Below are 15,028 nucleotides of genomic sequence, written 5' to 3'. Positions count from 1 at the left end.
CCGCCAGTACCAGACCGCTCCCACGACCAGGGCCAACAGGAACACGGCGGGCAGGACCAGGCCGGGGATGCGCGAGCCGTTCATGGGCGTGGCTTTCGGGTCGGGCGGGTGGGGCGCCCTACAGCATCCCGCAGCGTCAGCCGGTGCCGGAAGCCGTCCGGGATTCCAGGGCGTTGCGGGTGTCGTTGCCGTAGACGCCGGTCTCGTCGCCCCTGATGCCGTACCAGAGCTGGAAGCGGGCGACCGCGGCCTTGAGGGTGGCGTCGTACGTGCCGCCGGTGGAACCGCCCGCGTAGACGTCGGGGATGCGCAGCAGGCGTTCCTGCAGATCGGTCACGGCGGGGCCGCTGTCGCCCTCGCGGAGGGTGCCCGCGCCGTCGGGGTCCGGCGCGGCGGAGGCGGTCGTGGTCGGCTCGGCGGACGCGGTGGGGCGAGGTGCCTCGACGGCGGCCGCGTCGTGCCTGCCGTGCAGCAGGAGAGCGCCGCCGAAGCCGACGAGGGCGGCCGCGGCGACGGCGATCGTGACGGCGGCGCGGCGCAGTCCCGGCCCGAACCCGAAGCGGCTGTCACCACGCGGGGAGCCGCCGTGGCCGGTACGCACGGGCGGGAGTTCCTGGGTCTCGCCCTCGTCCCAGGACCGCGGATCCGGCACGGCGACGGGCTCGAGACCGCCGGTGCCCAGCTCCATCTCCCTGAACAGCTCCGCCAGGGCGTCGGTGCGGCGCGGGCGCAGGACCCGGATGGGCTCCAGCGGCGGGCGGTCCTGCTGCGACCCGGATGCGGGCGGTGTGGACACTGCGCTCTCCTTTCGTCCCCTGGATGGGGCGTCCGCCGTTCCCCGAGGAGTGATACGCGCCCTGCGCCGCGACGGTTCAGCAGCCCCACAGGAGGACACTCAGTTCCCTGTGGCAGCGCACTGAGTGCCATCAGTGCCGTCCGGATGCTACTTTCCCGCTCATGAAGACGGAGCCGACGGCAACGCGGCCACCCATGCGGGACGCCCTGGTCGCGGCGGCCTTCCACCTGTTCCTCGAACGGGGCTACGAGCAGACCACGGTGGACGACATCGTGGCGCTCGCGGGCGTCGGGCGGCGGTCGTTCTTCCGCTACTTCCCCTCCAAGGAGGACGTGGTCTTCCCCGACCACGAGCGGTGCCTGGCCGACATGACGGCCTTCCTCGCCGACAGCGGCGACGACGACGAACCGGTGCAGCGGGTCTGTGACGCGGTTCGGATCGTGCTGCGCATGTACACCGAGAACCCGACCTTCTCCGTGCAGCGCTATCGCCTGACCAAGAAGGTGCCCGGACTGCGGGCGTACGAACTCTCCGTGGTGTGGCGCTACGAGCGCGCCTTCGCCGACCATCTGCGCGGGCGCCTCGCGTCCCGCCCGGACGGGACGCTGCAGGCCGATGTGATCGCGGCGGCGGTGGCGGCGGCGCACAACAACGCGCTGCGCTCCTGGCTGCGCTCGGACGGACAGGGGGACGCGAGCGCCGCCCTCGACCACGCCCTGGGATACGTACAGCAGGCCTTCGCCACTCCCCCGGCACCCGACGACGAGGAACCCGAGGACGTGGTGGTGGTCGTCTCCCGGCGTGGCGCACCGTTGTGGCGGGTGGTCCAGGAGATCGAGAGCGCTCTGGAGCAGAACTGACCGGAGCCGCACATTGAGGGGTACGCAGTGTCTTTACGTATGACACTCAGTGCCATGCATTGATGCCGTGCACGGCGGCACCGCGAACCGCGCACGTGGGATTCCGGCCGAGCGCAGGGAGTTGACCAGCGTGTACCACCACTCAGGAAACGTTGCTCGTCAGGCAGCCGGCTCCGCGGCAGGCGTGCTCGATCCCGGGACGCCCGATACGGACACCATCCTCTTCCAGCGCTGCACCTGGTGCGGCACCGCCATGTACCACCGGCTGCTGTGTCCGGTCTGCCAGGGCGGCGAACTGCGGACGGAGCGCAGCGAGGGCCTGGGCACGGTGCGCCACGCGACGATCGTGCACCGCAACACCCCCGCCGCCCGCAATGTCTCGCTCGTGGAGATGGCCGAGGGATTCGTGGTCCGCGGCAGGGTCATGGGCCCGCTGATCGGCATCCACAGCGGTGACCGGGTCCGGCTGTCGACGGCCAAGGACCCGGTCCGCGGCGAGCCGGTCTTCTCCCTGGTCGACGAGCCCTACCGCGCCTGGTCCTGACGCCCCCTCAGCGCTCCCTCACCCCGGGGACCAGGTCCCGCACGGCCACGGGCCGACCCGTCTCGAAGCACCGGTTGGCGGCGAGGCCCACCGCAAGCGCGAGGGCGCCGTCGCGCTGAGTGGCCGTGGGATGTGCCGCCGCGCCCTGATCCGGCTCACCGCGGTCTACGGGTCCGAACAGCGCGTCGAGCATCCGGGGGTCTCCCCCGCCGTGGGCCTCGTGGGCGACGTCGAGCGGCACCTCGGCCGGTGGCCGCCACAGCGGACGCAGGGTGAGCCGCACGCCGCCCGCGTGCTCGGCAGCGGTGTCTCCGTGCAGCGCACCGCTGTGCGGGGCGACCGGGGTGCGGGGCTGGGCCCAGCGGCTCTCCTCGACCTCCAGCTCCAGGCGGCCCGCGCTGCCGTTGAACATGACGCGGTAGCCCTCCCAGGGGGAGTAGGCGGTGAGGTGGTAGGTCATCGTCGCCCCGCGCGTGTAGCGGACGAGGACCGCCATGTCGTCCTCGATGGTGACCGGGCCGCCGAAGACGTTGCGGTCGCGGATGTATCCGTCGTCCGGCTCGGCGTCCAGATACAGGGCACGCAGGGTGTCGTTGCCGGCCAGGTCCAGCGCGAAGGGGTCGTCGGCGGCCGGGGCGGCCCCGTGGGCGCGGTCGTAGTCCCGGCGCAGTCCGTGGCGTTCGCCTGCCTCGGGGCCGTAGAAGCCGAGCCGGCCGTAGCCGAAGACCTCGTGGGGCTCGTCGGCGAGCCACCAGTTGACCAGGTCGAAGTGGTGGCTCGACTTGTGCACCATCAGACCGCCGCTGCTCCGTTTCTCGCGGTGCCAGCGGCGGAAGTAGTCAGCGCCGTGCCGTACGTCGAGGACCCACTCGAAGTGGACGGACAGGATCTCGCCGATCGCGCCGTCGGCGAGCAGGGCGCGCACCTTCTCGTGCACCGGGTTGAAGCGGTAGTTGAAGGCGACGGTGAGGGGGTTGCCAGTGGCCTTCACCGCGTCGAGGATGCGCGCGCAGCGGTCCGCGTCGACGGTCATCGGTTTCTCGGTGACGACACGGCAGCCCGCCCGCAGGGCCGGCACGATGTAGCGGTCGTGTGCGGCGTCGACGGTGGTGACGACGACCTCGTCGATGGCCTCCTTGGCGAGCATGTCGGTGAAGCGGTCGGGCTCCCACTCGGTGGCGGCGGGTTCCCCGGCGGCGGCCAGCGCCCGGTTGTGGAAGGCCATCCGCGTCGGGCTCGGGTCGCACAGGGCCGCCACGAGGTGGCCGGGACGGGCGGCGAGGCCCCGGACGAAGGTCTGGGCGCGATGGCCGGTGCCGACGACGGCGGCGCGCAACGGAGTTCGGCTCATTGGGGGCTCCTGTCCCGCAGGCCCGGCGCCCATGCCTGGTCGTCGGGTTCGTCCTGATCGCATCGCCGGGCACCGGCCGGATCAGCAGGCACAGGCAACCCACAGGTCCCTCCTGTCGTCCTCTGAAACCCGTGAGGCCCCCGGCTGACCAACGGGCGGACATTGCTTGGTACTTGAGGAGGGAACCTTGTTCCGTGCCCGGCGAATATGGGTGACCGCTGCGGCGGTGCTCGCGGTGGCGGGGGGACCGCCAGGACTGGCACAGGCGGCACCGCCGTCGACCGCCAGACCGTCGAACACGGTCGCCGAGCGGGACGCCGGCCTGCCACCCGGCTGGCGGATCGCCGGCAAGGGTGACGCACGGCAGCTCGTCTGGCGCTCGACAGCCCCCGTGCCGATGGGGGACGCCCGCGTCGAGTTCTACTCCGCAGGCCGGAGGCTGGGTGTCCCACAGCTGGACAGGGACGGCCGCACGTTCCGTCTCGGCCTCGGTCGGGGCGGCTCGACGACCAGCCTGACGGATCTTCAGGTACGGGCCGGAGGACGGCAGTTGGACTCCGCAGGCCGCACCGGGACTCCGGGCGGGCGGCGCTCCGCGGCGGTTGCGCCGCCCGCCCGGCTCCCCGCGAACTCCGTGGACCCCGGGAAACCCGGCCGGTACGGCACGACCACCGGCGAGTACGATCTCGACCCGGTGAAGCTGCCGGGCTTCCCACAGCCGGTCGAGATGCGTGCCGTGGTGGTCGCACCGAAGGGCGTCACCGGGCACCGGCCGCTCGCCCTGTTCCTGCACGGCCGCCACTCCACCTGCTACACCCGTACGGACGTGACCGGCGACTGGCCCTGCCCGCAGGGCACCGAGCCGATCCCGAGCTACCGGGGCTATCTGCGCGACCAGCGGCTGCTGGCGTCGCAGGGCTATGTGACGGTGTCGATCTCGGCCAACGGCACCAACGCCCAGGACTACGCGGCCGAGGACGGTGGCGCACAGGCCCGCTCCTCGCTGGTACGGCAGCACCTGGCGCGCTGGGCCGACTGGGCCGCGCACCCTGACACGGCCCCCGCGGTGGTACGGAACGCGCCGCCGGCCGACCTCGCGCGCGTGCTGCTCGTCGGCCACTCGCGCGGCGGCGAGGGCGTGAACCGCGCGGCGATGGACAGCCTCTATCCGCCGCCGGCCGCCGAGGACGGCTACCACGGTCCGGTGCGCTGGCACATCCGCGGCACCGTCCTCATCAGACCCACGATCTTCGGCCAGAATCCGGTCGCGGACGTGCCGTCGGCGACGATCCTGCCGGGCTGCGACGGTGACGTCTCCGACCTGCAGGGCGAGGTGTACGTCGACGGCACCCGCGGAGTCAGCCGGGGCGCCGCGCTGCACAGCGCGGTGTACATGGTGGGCGCCGACCACAACTTCTTCAACACCCAATGGACCCCGGGGCAGGCGCAGGCGCCCGCCGAGGACGACTTCTCCGACGACCCGCAGCACCGGGACCCCGTGTGCTCGCCGGGCACCGCGACCCGGCTGACCGCGAACCAGCAGCACAAGGCGGGCAGCACGTACATCGCGGCGGCGGCCCGGCTGTTCGTCGCCGGGGACGACCGGGTACGGCCGCTGCTCGACGGGTCGGGCCGACGGGCCCCCTCGGCCGATCCCGCGCTGGTGCTCACGCACGCGGTGGGCGCGAACCGCGGCGGCGGGTTCCTGCCGGACGGCAAGGTCACGGTGACCGGCGGGCGGCTGTGCTCGGCCGTGGACCCGGACACGCAGGTGGCCTGCCTGGGGTCCCATGCGAAGGGTGCCTCGCCGCACTTCGCGCAGTGGGAGACGGACCGTGAGGCCGGCCGGCGCGCGGTCGCGCTGCACTGGTCCGCGGCCGGGTCGGCGGTCCGGGTGCGCCCCGGCGCTCCGGTGTCGCTGGGCGGCGCCAAGGACCTCGCCCTGCGTGTGATCGTGCCGCCCAACTCGACCGGCACCAGGCTCGACGTCGCCCTCACCGACACCCACGGCAGGCGGGCCGCCCTCGGCCGCGTCGCCGTCGACGGCCTGCCGGGCACGGAACGCACTACTTCCTACTGGGCGCGCGAGGTGCGCGTCCCGTTGTCGGCGGCGTCCCGTGCCGGGCTCGACCTGAAGCACGTCAAGTCCCTTGAACTGACCCCTCGTTCACGCTCGGGGAACGCCTGGCTGATGGACGCCTGGGGCTGGCGGCCGGGCACCCCTGCGGTCCGCGGGGCGGCGCTGTCACGCGTCGACATGGGTCGCACGACCGTCAAGGAGGGCGACTCGGGCGTCCGTACCTACCGGGTGCCGGTGCAGGTGTCCGGGCAGGGCAGCGGGCGGGTGCGGGTGTACATCGTCGACCCGGTCACCGGCAGGTCCACGAATCGCCTGGTCACAGTACATCCGGGCGGGCACGACATCGACGTACCGGTGGAGGTGAAAGGCAACACGCGCTACTCGTACGACGTGGACCACACGGTGATCGTGAAGGCCGTGCGGGGCGCTGTCATCGGCTCGTACCGCGGTGGCGTCACGGTGCAGAACGACGACCCCGTGCCGACGATCACCGTGACGCCGGTGGCGGACCGGGTGACCGAGGGGAATCCGCTGAAGTGGAAGGTGTCCCTGTCCGAGGCCGCGGACGTGGACCTGAGCGAGATGTTCGCCGTCGTCCCGGTCGCCGGCGGTCCGGAGCTGTCCACGAAGGACGTCGACCCGGCGTGGCTGGCCAACGCCTCGGGCGAGTCACCGGATCCGGAACGCCCCCTGTCCCAGGTCGAGTACCTCTACCTGGGGGCGGACCTGCCCAGGGGAAAGCTCAGCGCGGAGGTGTCCCTGCCGACGGTCAAGGACCGGGTGACGGAGCCGGCCGAGTCCGTGCTCTTCCGGCTGACGAACGACAACGGTGATCCACAGCCCGGCGGACCGGTGCTGACCGGCACGGTGCTGGACGCCCCGTAAGCGGGGTTCGCCGTCGTGACGGCGCGCGGTTCTCCCCGGGGGATCGCGCGGCCGTACGCGTCTCAGGGGTCCGGCGTCACGCGGATGCCGACAGTGCCGTTCAGGCCTCGGCGCAGGCGGCTGCCGAGCAGGGTGAGGCGGCCGACGAGGCCGTACTTGCGGGCGATGAGCCTGCGATAGCGGGCGACGGTCGCCTCGTCGCCGATCTCCGCGGTGGCCGGGACCTGCGCCCCGGTGGGGTTGCCGCGCAGGTCGCAGGGGCCGACCAGGATGTCACCGCGAGCCCGGATCCGCTTCACCTTCCAGGAGTCGGCCACCGTCCACACCCCGAGTGCATCGCCGTCCCGCACCACCCACACCGGGGTGGCGACCGGCGTGCCGTTCTTGCGGTAGCTGGTGATCAGCACGTACTTACCCGCACCGAGCCGCTCCAGCAGCGTGTCGTCCATGACGAAAAGTCTAAGCAGGGTGCGCAAACTCGGCTGCCGGTTCGGCAGCGCCCCGACAGGGGCGCGGGGCCGTATCGATCTGCGGCTCCGCCGTGAGCGCGACCAGCCACGACGGACCCGCAGACTGCTCACGCAAGGAGCTGCAGATACCGACGGGCGAAAAGGTACGCATCCCCCGGCCACCGCGCCGACAGATAATTGCCGTCCTGGACGACAAAGGCGTGCGAGTCGTCATCCGCCGTACCACGCCGGGTCAGAACCCGGGGCCCCCGCTCGAACTGCATGTCCGGCTCGACAAGAGCGCACCGCACCTCGTCCTCCACGTACGCAGGGTACGTGCGGTAGTACCGCCCGAGGCGCCACGCAGTGGTCAGGTACGCGGTGCGCTCCATGTACTTGGGCAGGCAGGTCGTGCGGCGGCCGGCGAGGACGCTGCGTCCCGTGCCGGGATCCCGGGTACGGGCCGGCACGAGCACTCCGTGGCAGATCGCACCGACCGGCCGGTCCAGCGCCCAGAACCGGGCGACCTGCCGTTGCAGCTCCGAGGAGCCCAGGTACTGCCGCATACCGGGTGCATGGCCGCCCGGCAGCAGCAGTCCGTCGTACTCCGTCACGTCCACGTCGGCCCAGGCGGCGGTGGCGGTGAACTCCGGTGCCGCGGTGAGCTGTTGGTAGTAGCGCTTGGGTTCGTCCTCCGCGCCGAGCTGCCCGAGGAGCACACCCTTCAGCAGCCGTGGATCGGCCGCGGGCCGGGTGCGGGCCTGTTCGGTGGCGAAGACGACCTCGTGCCCGGCGTCGCTGAGCAGCCGCCAGGGCACCGCTACCTCGGTGACGTCGAAGTCGTGGTCGGGGAGCGGAATCAGCACGCGCATGGGGCCATCATGCAGGGCTGCAACGTGTCCATGACACCCCCACCCGGGTGTCGGTTCAGGCCAGCGCCGCCGCCATCCGCCGTACACCTTCCGTGATCAGCTCGGGCGAGGTCGCCAGGTTCAGGCGTACGTGCCCGGCCCCGCCGGTGCCGAAGGGAATTCCCGAGTTCAGGGCCACCCTCCCCCGCTCCAGGAACACCTCGGCCGGATCGTCCCCGAGGCCGAGTGCGCGGCAGTCGAGCCAGGCCAGGTAGGTGGCCTCGCCCGGACGGTGGCCGATGGCGGGGAGGTGTTCGGCGAGCAGGTCGACGAGCAGGCGCCGGTTGTCGTCGAGGCCGGTGAGCAGCGCGTCCAGCCAGGCGGTGCCGTCGGTCAGGGCGGCCGTGTGGGCGAGGACACCGACGTGGCTGGGTCCGTGGCTGACCTCCTCGGGCAGGCGGGCGAGGTCGACGGCGGCCGCGGGGCCCGCGATCGCCAGTGCCGCTTTCAGCCCCGCCAGGTTCCACGCCTTCGACGCGGACATGAGGGACAGGCCGCTCTCCGCGCCGGGGACACTCAGGTACGGCACGAAGTCGACGCCCCCGGCGGTCAGCGGGGCGTGGATCTCGTCGGCGACCACACGGACGCCGTACCGGTCGGCGAGGGCGGCCACGGCGGCCAGTTCCCCGGCGGTGTGCACGGTGCCGGTCGGGTTGTGCGGGCTGCACAGCAGATGGGCGGCCCGGCGACCACCGGAGACCGCCTGCCGGAAGGCTTCCTCCAGGGCGTCGAAGTCGATGCGCAGATCCGCCCCGAGCGGAGCCTGGAGGACCTGCCGGTCCATGTGCTCGACGAACTGGTAGAACGGCGGATACACGGGCGAGTTGACGATCACCGTGTCCCCGTGGCCGGTGACCAGCTTGAGCATTTCGACGACACCGAGCATGACGTCGGGCACGATGGCGGTGCGCTCCACGGCGAGCCCGTCCCACCCCCACCGCTTCTCGGCGAACCCGGCGAGCGCCTCGGCGTAGGCGGTGCCCGCCGGGTAGCCGGTGTCACCGAGGGCGAGCGCCTCGGTGACCGCCCGGACGACGGGTCCGGCGAGGGGCACGTCCATCTCGGCCACCCACAGCGGCAGCACGTCGGCCGGGTAGGTGCGCCATTTCATGCTGGTACGACATCGCAGGCTCTCCAGGGAGAGTGCGTGCAGGGGGTTCGGTTCACCGGACGTGTGGTGCGGGATGCTGGTCATGGGCGACAAGATAGGCGGCTGCGGTGTGACCTGGCACGACCTGGAAGCGCCTGCTGGAAAAACTCCCGCGCCTGCCCCTCGGCAGACATCAACCCCGCCGTCTAGATTGCCGGTTGTCGTCGTACACACCGCACCATCAGGCACTCCAGGAGCAGAGCCCGTGACGGAGAACCCGGCAGCCACCGAAGAGTCCGCCGCGGCGCTGCGCAGCCGCATCGACACACTGCGGCCGCACACGGCCCGGATCTGGAACTACTGGCTGGGCGGCGGCGACTACTACGAGGTCGACCGCCTCGCCGGCGACCGGATCCGCGAGCTGCATCCGGCCATCGGCGAGTACGCCCGTGCCGACCGCCTCTTCCTGGGCCGTGCCGTGCGTCATCTCGTGGCGGACGCGGGGATACGCCAGTTCCTCGACATAGGCACCGGCCTGCCCACCGCCGACAACACGCACGAGGTCGCCCAGCGTCTCGCCCCGGACGCGCGGATCGTCTACGTCGACAACGACCCGCTCGTCCTGGCGCACGCCCGCGCCCTGCTCACCAGTTCACCCGAGGGCCGCACGGACCACCTGGACGAGGACCTGCGCAACGTCGACTCGATCCTGGAGCGCGCCGCCGACACCCTGGACTTCACGCGGCCGGTCGCCCTGATGCTGCTCGGCGTGGTCATCTTCATCGGCGACGACGAGGACCCATACGCCATGGTGCGGCGGCTCATGGACGCGCTGCCCGCCGGCAGCCACCTCGTCCTGTCCCACACCATCACGAGCCCCGCGCTGTCAGAGGTGGACCAGGCTGTCCGGTTCTGGAACGAGCGCGGCATCCCGGCGCTGACCCAGCGCACCCCCGAGGCCGTGGCCCGTTTCTTCGACGGTCTGGAGCTGCTGGAGCCGGGCGTGGTCTCGTGCTCACGCTGGCGGCCCGAGCCGGCGGACGCGGGTGAACCGCAGGAAGTGGCCATGTACGGCGGAGTGGGCCGCAAGGGGTGAGAAGATCGCCCGCGCGCTGAACGCGACCGTCCCCGGCCACGTATGCAGGGAGGGTGCTCAACGACCGGAGGGCCCCGCGGTGTTCGCGCCGCGCGTTCGGGTTCGGGAGCCATGCATGAGGCACGCACGACGACGGATCGTCCGGCGAGTGACGCGGCTGGCGGCCGTCGGCGGACTCCTCCTCGGAGGAGCGATGGTGACGCAGGCCGCCATGGCGAGCGAGACGCCCGGCACCTCCGCCCTCCCGCTCAAGGCCTCGGGGAGCTCGGACAACCCCGGCACCACGCTCGTGTCCGAGCTCGGCACCTCCCGTACGGCGGGCACCTGGATCGGCGCGGACGGTCGTCCAGTGGTCGCGGTGACCGACGCCGCGGCGGCGGCCGAGGTCAAGCGTGCGGGCGTCGTGGCGAAGATGGTGTCGCACAGCATGAACGAACTCAAGGCGGCGACGTCGACGCTGCGTGCGGCGCCCCGGGTCGCGGGCACGGCATGGGTCATGGACTACCGGACGAACCAGGTGGTGGTGCAGGCCGACAGCTCCGTCTCGTCGACCGACTGGTCGAACATGACCAAGGTCGCGGGCGGCATCGGCAGTTACGTACGCATGGAGCGCACCCAGGGCACGTTCACCACCCGTCTCAACGGGGCGTCGCCGATACTGTCCACCGGCGGGCGCTGCTCGGCGGGCTTCAACGTGACGAACGGGCAGAGCGACTTCATTCTCACCGCCGGGCACTGCGGGCCGACCGGGTCCGTCTGGTTCGCGGACAACCAGGGCAACCAGCAGCTGGGCAAGACGGTCCAGCAGAACTTCCCCGGCAGCGACTTCTCCCTGGTCCAGTACGCGAACGGCGCGGCGGGAGCGGGAGCCGACATCGTGGCCATCGGCAACGGCAACGGGGTGCGCATCACGGGTGTGGCCGATCCGGCCGTCGGAGAGCGGGTGTTCCGCAGCGGCAGCACCAGCGGACTGCACGACGGCGAGGTGAAGGGACTCGACGCCACGGTCAACTACCCGGAGGGCACCGTCACCGGGCTCATCGAGACGAACGTGTGCGCCGAACCCGGGGACAGCGGCGGCCCGTTGTTCTCCGAGGGCATCGCACTGGGCGTGACTTCGGGCGGCAGCGGCGACTGCACGTCGGGCGGCACGACGTTCTTCCAGCCGGTGACCAAGGCGATGCAGGCGCTCGGCGTCCAGTTGATCGTGTCGAAGCAGGCCGCCGCCGGACAGGGCGCCTCGCCCTCCGCCGCTCCGTCCGCCTCGGCCACGCACAGCGCGATCGCGCCCAGCGCGGCCTCGCCCGGCTCCGCGACTCCCGTGACGGGCATCGCGGGCGGTTCGACGCTGCTGGCCCGGCTCACGGACCCCAAGAACATCGGTCCCGGAATGCTGGTGATCGGAGGCAGCCTGCTCGCCCTGGTGGCCACCCGCTACATCCGGGCCGAACAGGACCGCAAGGCGTACCGGCGCTACTACTCGGCCACGTGGGGCTGACGGGTCAGCCGACGGTCAGCAGGACCGTGGCGGCTGCAGCGCCCGGCCCGACGGCCGCCTGCCGTCGGGTGACGCGGTCGTGCAGCAGGGCCGGACCGAGGACGACGGGGAGCGCGGCGTGGAGGGAGGCGAGGACCGCGGCGACGGCGAGCGGCTGCCACTGGGCGGCGAGCAGATGGAGGACCGGCCCGAGGGCGGCACCGGCCCCGACGAGGAGGGCCTGGGCTGTGAGGCGTATCGGCAGCACGGTCCGCTGTCGGCGCCGCATCACTGTGGGCAGCGGCGGGCATACGGCGACCCGGCCCGCGGCCACCGGCCACCGGCCACCGGCCACCGGCCACAGTCCGGCGGACGGTCCGGCCAGTCCGAGCGCGACGTACGCTGCGCGGCGACGCCCGTACTCGCCGGCAGCCCGTCCGGCATCTGCCGGTCCGCGCCCCGACCGCCGGCTCCCCCGCCGGCGACGAGCCAGAGCGTGGGCACCGTCACAGCGATGCCCGTCCAGGCCAGGGCGCCGGGGCGGTCGCCGAGCATCCCGCAGAGCACGGCCAGGGCTACCCCGGTCACCGCGGCTCGGTCGGCGGTTGAGGAAGTGCATGGCGGTGCCGCTGCCGATGCCGGACAGGGCACCCCCGAGCAGGTCGGCCGGGTGGATGGACTCGGCAGGCACGAGGAGGACGGCCGCTCCGGCGAGAAGCAGGCCGCCCAGCTGACCGAGGAAGTGATCGTGGTGAAGGGCGCGCGGCGGGACGGAAGCCCGCCGGCGAAGTCGACAATGCCGTAGCAGACGGCCGAGGCCAGTGCGAGGAGGGGACCCATCCGGTGTGGGGTGCCCCGGTCCGGGGCTCCGATGCGCGGCGGGCGTCAGGCGGTGGTGCTCTCAGGCCGCCCGCGCCGGCTGCGGGGCCGCGGCGGCCCACTCCAGGACGAGACGCTGGTACTCCTCGCGCTGCTCGCCGCTCAGTGTCCCGCCCGACCGGCGCCACAGGGCCCGGATCTCCTCGTTGACCTCGGCTGCCGAGCGCTCGGAGACGGGTTCAACAGTGGTGGACATGGTGTGAAGCATACGGCTCTGGAGGTGAAGGCGCTGTGAGCGAGGCGACACCAAAGGGGCATATCGGACCGTGTTGCTGATCACGTCATCTGGCAGCGCCGGCCGCCCAGTTCAGGCTTCCGCCGCCCCCAGCACCAGCACCTGGATCGCCAGGACGGCGGCGCCCCGGGCCCAGTCGTGGAAGTCGGACACCTTGGTCTCGAGGGGGACCGGGCGAGCCAGCGGATGCCGGTGGGCGGTGATCGTCTCCCGGACCGTGTCTCCGGCCACATCCATCAGGCCGACACCCTCGCCGGCGAGGAGGATCTTCTGCGGCATGGCGAAGTTGGCGATCTGGGCGACGAGGGTGCCGAGGGCGCGCGCCGCCTCGTCGATGACGCGGGCGGGCATGGATTCACCGGCTGCGGCGAGGGCGAGGATCTCCTCGTACGTCCGGTCGCGGCCGGTGGCGGCCCGGACCTGGTAGCGGATGCTGGAGATGGTCAGCAGCGAGACGGCGCTGCCGCGTTCGCCGTCGGGGGTGAGCGGCCCGTTGGGGTTGATGATCCAGTGCCGGCCGAACCCGCGGTCCTCCTCCGCGCAGGAGACCCGCTTGCCGCCCAGGACCAGCCCGTAGCCGATGCCGGCGCCGATGGTGAGGACGATGAAGCGGTCCAGGCCGCGCCCTGCCCCGAACCAGGTCTCGGCCTCGACGAGGGCGGCGACGTCGTTCTCGACGACGACGGGCAGCCCGGTGCGCTCCTCGACGAGCCCGGCGAGCGGGACGTCCCGCCAGTGCAGGAACGGCGACTCCCCCACCACGGCGCGGTCCTCGACCAGACCGCCCACGCCGATGCCGATGCCCGCGAGGCGCGGGTGGACACGTGCGAACTCGTCCGTCATCGCGGCGAGCACGTCGGCGACTCCGGCCGGGTCATGGGTGGTGAGCGGGCGGTCGTAGCGGGCGACGATGTCGCTGCGGAGGGTGGTCACGACGGCGTAGACCATGTCCTCGGTGATCTTGAAGCCGACGAAGGAGCGGGACTCGGCGACCACGGCCAGAGGCTGCGAGGGGCGCCCCTGGCGCACCTCCACCGGAGCGCCGGCCTCGGCGGCCTCGATCAGCAGGCCCGACTCGATCAGCGGTTTGGTCAGCCGGGTGAGGCTGCCCGCGGAGAGGTCGAGCCGCCGGGCGAGTTCGGTGCGCGACAGCGGGCCGTTCACGAGTACCTCGATCGCCACCGAGCGCTCACCGGGGCTCAGCGGAAGCCAGCTGTCGGCAACTGTGGTCATGAAGGTCAGACTCCCACATGATTTTTTTCGCGATGAAAGCAACAAGCTCAGGATAGCGCGCACAACCTCTTCTCGAAAAGAAGTGCGCGACCTCTTGACGCATTGATTCTTTCGCAACAAAAGTAAATGGCCTGAGGACGAGCCGCCGCGGACGAGGGAGTCTCCCGATGACCATCGCCTCCAGCAGCCCTCCGTCGCGCCTGCCACTGCGCGGCGCGGAGGGGGCAGGGACCGAGCAGAGGACGGGACGGGCCAAGGCCCGTGAGAACGGGGGCGACGGACGGCTGGCCGCGGTGTTCATCGCGCCGGCCCTGCTGGGCTTCACGGTCTTCCTGCTCTGGCCGACGCTGCGGGGCATCTACCTGAGCTTCACCCGCTTCAACCTGCTCACCCCGGCCAAGTGGGTGGGCCTGGACAACTACGTGCGCATGGTGCACGACCCGATCTTCTGGGACTCGCTGAAGGTCACCGTCGAGTACGTGGTCATCAACATCGGTGTCCAGACGGTGGCGGCCCTGGCCATCGCCGTACTTCTGCAGCGACTGACGCAGTCGGCCGTGCTGCGCGGGATCGTGCTGACCCCGTATCTGATGTCGAACGTCGTGGCCGGCGTCGTCTGGCTGTGGATCCTGGACACCCAGCTCGGCATCGGCAACCAGATCATCGGGGCGCTCGGCTTCGACCACATCCCCTTCCTCGCCGACGAGCACTGGGCGATTCCGACGATCGCGCTGATCAACGTCTGGCGGCACGTCGGATACACCACGCTGCTGCTGTTCGCCGGGCTCATGGCCATTCCCGACGACATGTACGAGGCGGCCAGGGTGGACGGCGCGAGCGAGTGGCGGATGTTCTGGCGGATCACGCTGCCGCTGCTGCGGCCGGTCCTCGCGGTCGTGCTGATCATGACGGTGATCGGCTCGTTCCAGGTGTTCGACACGGTCGCCGTGACGACCATGGGCGGTCCGGCGAACGCCACCAACGTGCTCCAGTACTACATCTACGGCGCCGCCTTCGGCCGCTTCCAGTTCGGCTACGCCTCGGCCATGTCCGTGGCCCTGCTCCTCGTGCTGAGCGCGATCACGTTCCTGCAGTACCGGCTCACCCGGGCCGGCCAGAGCGACCTCGGCTGACGGAAGGGA

General features: G+C 71.7%; 15 protein-coding genes. 7 read left to right on the top strand and 8 right to left on the bottom strand.

The features are described 5' to 3' along the window. Window positions 1-136: 136 nt before the first annotated feature. Window positions 137-796 carry a peptidoglycan-binding protein gene (locus LJ657_RS13115; RefSeq protein WP_232648726.1) on the bottom strand — a complete coding sequence of 220 codons (660 nt, stop codon included), beginning with the start codon at window positions 794-796 and terminating at the stop codon, window positions 137-139. Between the two features lie 194 nt (window positions 797-990). Here LJ657_RS13115 and LJ657_RS13110 point away from each other — a divergent pair, with 194 nt between their 5' ends. Both LJ657_RS13110 and LJ657_RS13105 read left to right on the top strand, forming a co-directional pair. Beyond that, complete coding sequence (locus LJ657_RS13110) at window positions 991-1,656, top strand: TetR family transcriptional regulator (protein ID WP_232648881.1); 666 nt, start codon at window positions 991-993, stop codon at window positions 1,654-1,656. A gap of 130 nt (window positions 1,657-1,786) precedes the next feature. Beyond that, entirely contained in the window at window positions 1,787-2,200 is a 414-nt protein-coding gene (locus LJ657_RS13105) for a Zn-ribbon domain-containing OB-fold protein (protein WP_232648880.1), read from the top strand. A 7-nt stretch (window positions 2,201-2,207) separates the two neighbouring features. Here the strand turns inward: LJ657_RS13105 and LJ657_RS13100 are convergent, their stop codons facing one another. Beyond that, window positions 2,208-3,551 carry a Gfo/Idh/MocA family protein gene (locus LJ657_RS13100; protein ID WP_232648725.1) on the bottom strand — a complete coding sequence of 448 codons (1,344 nt, stop codon included), beginning with the start codon at window positions 3,549-3,551 and terminating at the stop codon, window positions 2,208-2,210. A 187-nt stretch (window positions 3,552-3,738) separates the two neighbouring features. On the opposite strand from LJ657_RS13100, the gene LJ657_RS13095 reads away from it, so the two are divergent. Continuing rightward, on the top strand, window positions 3,739-6,516 hold the full coding sequence (locus LJ657_RS13095; RefSeq protein WP_232648724.1) for an alpha/beta hydrolase family protein: 2,778 nt from the start codon (window positions 3,739-3,741) through the stop codon (window positions 6,514-6,516). A gap of 62 nt (window positions 6,517-6,578) precedes the next feature. Here the strand turns inward: LJ657_RS13095 and LJ657_RS13090 are convergent, their stop codons facing one another. From LJ657_RS13090 to LJ657_RS13080, 3 genes are all read right to left on the bottom strand, one after another. Then, window positions 6,579-6,965 carry a PPOX class F420-dependent oxidoreductase gene (locus LJ657_RS13090; RefSeq protein ID WP_232648723.1) on the bottom strand — a complete coding sequence of 129 codons (387 nt, stop codon included), beginning with the start codon at window positions 6,963-6,965 and terminating at the stop codon, window positions 6,579-6,581. Between the two features lie 128 nt (window positions 6,966-7,093). After that, entirely contained in the window at window positions 7,094-7,837 is a 744-nt protein-coding gene (locus tag LJ657_RS13085; protein WP_232648722.1) for a type 1 glutamine amidotransferase domain-containing protein, read from the bottom strand. Between the two features lie 55 nt (window positions 7,838-7,892). Further along, on the bottom strand, window positions 7,893-9,071 hold the full coding sequence (locus tag LJ657_RS13080; RefSeq protein ID WP_232648721.1) for a MalY/PatB family protein: 1,179 nt from the start codon (window positions 9,069-9,071) through the stop codon (window positions 7,893-7,895). Window positions 9,072-9,231: 160 nt separating this feature from the next. Between LJ657_RS13080 and LJ657_RS13075 the strand changes: the two genes are divergently transcribed. Continuing rightward, window positions 9,232-10,062 (top strand): SAM-dependent methyltransferase, encoded by an 831-nt coding sequence (locus LJ657_RS13075; RefSeq protein ID WP_232648720.1) that lies wholly within the window; start codon window positions 9,232-9,234, stop codon window positions 10,060-10,062. A gap of 115 nt (window positions 10,063-10,177) precedes the next feature. Further along, window positions 10,178-11,560: a S1 family peptidase gene (locus LJ657_RS13070; RefSeq protein ID WP_232648719.1), complete on the top strand. Its 1,383-nt coding sequence runs from the start codon at window positions 10,178-10,180 to the stop codon at window positions 11,558-11,560. Between the two features lie 4 nt (window positions 11,561-11,564). On the opposite strand, the gene LJ657_RS13065 is transcribed toward LJ657_RS13070, so the two are convergent. Continuing rightward, window positions 11,565-11,894: a multidrug DMT transporter permease gene (locus LJ657_RS13065; protein WP_232648718.1), complete on the bottom strand. Its 330-nt coding sequence runs from the start codon at window positions 11,892-11,894 to the stop codon at window positions 11,565-11,567. 141 nt (window positions 11,895-12,035) lie between these two features. Here LJ657_RS13065 and LJ657_RS13060 point away from each other — a divergent pair, with 141 nt between their 5' ends. Further along, on the top strand, window positions 12,036-12,344 hold the full coding sequence (locus LJ657_RS13060; RefSeq protein ID WP_232648717.1) for a hypothetical protein: 309 nt from the start codon (window positions 12,036-12,038) through the stop codon (window positions 12,342-12,344). Window positions 12,345-12,440: 96 nt separating this feature from the next. Here the strand turns inward: LJ657_RS13060 and LJ657_RS13055 are convergent, their stop codons facing one another. Both LJ657_RS13055 and LJ657_RS13050 read right to left on the bottom strand, forming a co-directional pair. Continuing rightward, window positions 12,441-12,626: a hypothetical protein gene (locus tag LJ657_RS13055; RefSeq protein WP_030937893.1), complete on the bottom strand. Its 186-nt coding sequence runs from the start codon at window positions 12,624-12,626 to the stop codon at window positions 12,441-12,443. 99 nt (window positions 12,627-12,725) lie between these two features. After that, window positions 12,726-13,886, bottom strand: coding sequence for an ROK family transcriptional regulator (locus tag LJ657_RS13050; protein WP_232648716.1), 1,161 nt, complete (start codon window positions 13,884-13,886; stop codon window positions 12,726-12,728). A 167-nt stretch (window positions 13,887-14,053) separates the two neighbouring features. Between LJ657_RS13050 and LJ657_RS13045 the strand changes: the two genes are divergently transcribed. Then, window positions 14,054-15,019 (top strand): carbohydrate ABC transporter permease, encoded by a 966-nt coding sequence (locus LJ657_RS13045; RefSeq protein ID WP_232648715.1) that lies wholly within the window; start codon window positions 14,054-14,056, stop codon window positions 15,017-15,019. The last annotated feature ends 9 nt before the right edge of the window (window positions 15,020-15,028 follow it).

The organism is Streptomyces guryensis (genome assembly GCF_021261325.1).
In the GTDB taxonomy this organism is placed as follows: Bacteria; Actinomycetota; Actinomycetes; order Streptomycetales; family Streptomycetaceae; genus Streptomyces; species Streptomyces guryensis.
The sequence above is the reverse complement of the archived record's forward strand: the minus strand, read 5'-3'. Positions and strand labels throughout refer to the sequence as shown.

Bases quoted from the DNA above. Each gene is read 5' to 3' on its own strand.
- LJ657_RS13110 (WP_232648881.1), top strand. From the start codon at position 991: ATGCGGGACGCCCTGGTCGCGGCGGCCTTCCACCTGTTCCTCGAACGG.
- LJ657_RS13100 (WP_232648725.1), bottom strand. From the start codon at position 3,551: ATGAGCCGAACTCCGTTGCGCGCCGCCGTCGTCGGCACCGGCCATCGC.
- LJ657_RS13090 (WP_232648723.1), bottom strand. From the start codon at position 6,965: ATGGACGACACGCTGCTGGAGCGGCTCGGTGCGGGTAAGTACGTGCTG.
- LJ657_RS13085 (WP_232648722.1), bottom strand. From the start codon at position 7,837: ATGCGCGTGCTGATTCCGCTCCCCGACCACGACTTCGACGTCACCGAG.
- LJ657_RS13080 (WP_232648721.1), bottom strand. From the start codon at position 9,071: ATGACCAGCATCCCGCACCACACGTCCGGTGAACCGAACCCCCTGCAC.
- LJ657_RS13070 (WP_232648719.1), top strand. From the start codon at position 10,178: ATGAGGCACGCACGACGACGGATCGTCCGGCGAGTGACGCGGCTGGCG.
- LJ657_RS13055 (WP_030937893.1), bottom strand. From the start codon at position 12,626: ATGCTTCACACCATGTCCACCACTGTTGAACCCGTCTCCGAGCGCTCG.
- LJ657_RS13050 (WP_232648716.1), bottom strand. From the start codon at position 13,886: ATGACCACAGTTGCCGACAGCTGGCTTCCGCTGAGCCCCGGTGAGCGC.
- LJ657_RS13045 (WP_232648715.1), top strand. From the start codon at position 14,054: ATGACCATCGCCTCCAGCAGCCCTCCGTCGCGCCTGCCACTGCGCGGC.